Annotated in this window: 7 protein-coding genes; all 7 read right to left on the reverse strand. The window is 68.7% G+C overall.

The window, feature by feature from the left end:
- Positions 1 to 268: 268 nt before the first annotated feature.
- The 7 genes from HUU95_RS12905 to pspA are packed head-to-tail and all read right to left on the reverse strand — an operon-like array spanning position 269 to position 2,765.
- The gene (locus HUU95_RS12905; RefSeq protein WP_174280471.1) at positions 269 to 502 is read right to left on the reverse strand and encodes a hypothetical protein; all 234 of its coding nucleotides are present in this window, start codon (positions 500 to 502) and stop codon (positions 269 to 271) included.
- 10 nt (positions 503 to 512) lie between these two features.
- A complete protein-coding gene (locus HUU95_RS12910; RefSeq protein WP_174280472.1) occupies positions 513 to 752 on the reverse strand; it encodes a hypothetical protein in 240 nt (79 codons plus the stop codon).
- A gap of 22 nt (positions 753 to 774) precedes the next feature.
- The gene (locus tag HUU95_RS12915) at positions 775 to 1,065 is read right to left on the reverse strand and encodes a hypothetical protein (RefSeq protein WP_174280473.1); all 291 of its coding nucleotides are present in this window, start codon (positions 1,063 to 1,065) and stop codon (positions 775 to 777) included.
- A 9-nt stretch (positions 1,066 to 1,074) separates the two neighbouring features.
- Complete coding sequence (locus tag HUU95_RS12920) at positions 1,075 to 1,416, reverse strand: hypothetical protein (protein ID WP_174280474.1); 342 nt, start codon at positions 1,414 to 1,416, stop codon at positions 1,075 to 1,077.
- A 27-nt stretch (positions 1,417 to 1,443) separates the two neighbouring features.
- Positions 1,444 to 1,818, reverse strand: a complete 375-nt coding sequence (locus HUU95_RS12925) for a PspC domain-containing protein (RefSeq protein ID WP_174280475.1) — start codon at positions 1,816 to 1,818, stop codon at positions 1,444 to 1,446.
- Between the two features lies 1 nt (position 1,819).
- Positions 1,820 to 2,080 (reverse strand): envelope stress response membrane protein PspB, encoded by a 261-nt coding sequence (gene pspB / locus HUU95_RS12930; RefSeq protein ID WP_174280476.1) that lies wholly within the window; start codon positions 2,078 to 2,080, stop codon positions 1,820 to 1,822.
- Between the two features lies 1 nt (position 2,081).
- Positions 2,082 to 2,765 (reverse strand): phage shock protein PspA, encoded by a 684-nt coding sequence (gene pspA, locus HUU95_RS12935; RefSeq protein ID WP_174280477.1) that lies wholly within the window; start codon positions 2,763 to 2,765, stop codon positions 2,082 to 2,084.
- Positions 2,766 to 2,866: the final 101 nt, after the last annotated feature.

Genomic DNA, 2,866 nt, shown 5'->3' on the forward strand with positions numbered 1-2,866 from the left:
CCCGTCCTTCAGCCGCGTCCCCGCGTCCGCCAAGCCCTTGGCGAGTGCCCGCACGTCGTCCGTGCTCGTCCCCGCCGCCACGATCGCGAGCAGATGCCGCCCGCTCGACAGCCCGACGCTCCGCCAGCAGCCAGTCGAGGGAGCAGGGAGCAGGGAGCAGTGTGGGGATCATCACCCATTAGCCGTCATGCCGGGACAGGCCCGGCGTGACGGAAGGTGCGCCGCTCGCCAGCTCACGAAAACCCTAGTCCCTACTTCTTCCTCCCTCCTACAATTCCACCCCCGCCGCAATCGCCTCCAGCTTCCTGATCCGCTCGCGCAGGTCGGCCAGCTCGATCCGCTGCCCCGCGCCGGGGACCGCCGCGCCCGGGCGCGCCTGGTCCAGCTCCGACCGCTTGAGCTGGAGCCAGCCGCGCCAGCCCGCCAGCCCCGCGCTCGTCACCATCGCTAGTCCGGCGAGCGACGCCGCCGCGACGGTCAGCGTGGAATAAGGGTCGATCATGCCAGCCTCCCTATCGGTCGCGCAGCCGCTCGATCTGCCGATCGAGGTCGTCGCTGCCATGCTTGTCCGTGATCACGCGCTCCAGCACCTGGATGCGCTCCTTGAGCTGGCGCACCTCGTCGCGCGCCTGCGTCACCTCGACGGAGTCGTCGCGGGCCGGCCGCGCGCCTCGCGCGGCGTAATGCGCCTGGATGATCTTGCCGACCGTGCCGATCAGCACGATCACCACCACGAACTCGAAGACGTTCATCGTCGCTCGCCTTGCCAGGGGTTCAGTGCACCGGCCGCTCGTCGCGCAACCGCTCGATCTCGCCCGCCAGGTCGGCGCCGCGATCGATCGCTAGACGTTCCAGCACGCGCACCCGCTGTTCCAGCCGCTCGGTATGTGCGGCATATTGCGCCGCCTTCTCGGCGGCCTGCGCATTCAGCGCCGTCGCCATCCGCTCGCGATGCTTCAACCGGACTTTGTACGTCTCGTGCAACAGCCCACCGATAACGGGGATGCCGATCACAATCAGCGCCAGCATGAAGATCAGGAAGCCGTCGTCGTGCAACTCATGCATCGCGTCCTCCTATCGCAGCGCGTCGATCTCGCGCGCGGTTCGCTCGGCCGGATCGGTGGCGATCCGTTCGAGCACGCGCAGCCGCTCCTCCAGCCGGCCGATCTGGCCGGTGAGCCGCTCGTTCTCCTGCGTCAGCAGCTCGATCTTCCGCGGGTCACCCGGGCCGTCGCCGAACACGCGGTCGGCGAGGTGGTCCTGCACCGTCACGCGCCGCGCGTCGCGCCGTTGACGCCGGCTCTGGTAGTCTTCCAACGGGTAGCCGTGCTTGGCGCGCAGCCAATTGTTCGCCACCCAGCTCAGCGGGCCGACGGTGATCGCCGCGATCGGGATCAGGAACACAAGGTCCGACATCGAACATATACTCCCTAATTCTGAGGCTTAGCGCAGGCGGTCGATCTCGGCGGCGAGCTGCGTGTCGCGGCTGGTGTACAGCACCTCCAGATCGGCGAGCCGCCGGTCGAGGTCACGGAAGGTGGAGCGCACCTCGGCGGTGGACCGCTTCGGATTGGCGCGCACGCCCTGCCAGAACTTGGCGTCGGCGGGCGTGTCGTACAGCCCGTCCGGTCTGTCCTGGGCCTTCCAGGCGACGACGAAATAGGCGGTCAGGGCCGCGGCATGGGTTGTGATCAGCAGCAGCACGGCGGCGATCCGGACCCAGGTCACGTCGACCCCCGTATAGTCGGCGATGCCGGCGCAGACGCCGCATACCCTCTTGTTGGCCCCATCCAGGTAGAATTTGGTCTTGAGCGCCATCTCAGTTGCTCCGCTCGATGCGATAGGAGGGGGTGGTGGCCGACAGGCCGGGCTTCCAGTCGGGATGATCGGCCTGCGCGATCCGCTCCACCGTCTGCACCCGCTCTTCCAACCGGCGTGCCAGGTTAAACATCTCGTCCAGCAGCCTCTCGTCCTGATCGGTGATCTTGGGCGCCGACCGCCACTTCGTGATGTAGTGCAGGATGATCCAGGGCAGGCCGATCAGCGTGGCCAGGATCGCGACGATGCCGTTGCCGTGCATGTCAGCCCTCCGTCACGGGGGTCTTCGGGCCGGCCAGCCGCGCCTTCAGCGCTTCCAGCTCGGCGTCGACCCGGTCGGAGGCGCGCAGCTCGGCGATCTCCTCGTCCAGCGTCTTGACGCTGCCCAGCCCCATCGCCTCCGCGCGGCCCTCGGCGTCGTCCACCCGGCGCTCCAGCACGTCGAAGCGGCTGAACGCGTCCAGCGTCTTGGGGCCGGCATACATCTCGCGCAGCTTCGCGCGGTTGTTCGCGCTCTCCAGCCGGGTCTGCACATTAGCCTGCTTGGCGCGCGCTTCGGTCAGCTTCTTCTGCAGCTTGGCGATGTCGCCCTCGCTGGCGCGCAGCGCGTCGTCGAGCACGCCGGTCTCCGCGCGCAGCTGCTCGGCCATGTCGCGCGCCTTCTGCCGCTCGCCCAGCGCCGCCTTCGCCAGGTCCTCGCGGCCCTTGGACAGCGCCAGCTCCGCCTTCTCCGTCCAGCCGTCGGCGAGCCCGTCCAGCTTGCCGATGTGGCGGCGCATCTCCTTCTGGTCGGCGATCGTGCGCGCGGCGGACGCGCGCACCTCCACCAGCGTTTCCTCCATCTCCAGGATCATCACCCGGATCATCTTGGCGGGGTCCTCCGCCTTTTCGATGAGGTCCGCCATGTTGGCGGCGATGATGTCGCGGGTGCGGGAAAAGATGCCCATGGCGGAAAAGCTCCTGAAAGGCGGGGCCGGCAGGCGGCCGGGCCGGCGCTCGGCGTCGGTCAACTGTATCATGCGACGACCCGCCCGGCCAACGCCGCCGC

This window comes from Sphingomonas bacterium (assembly GCF_903643065.1).
Lineage (GTDB): Bacteria > Pseudomonadota > Alphaproteobacteria > Sphingomonadales > Sphingomonadaceae > Sphingomonas.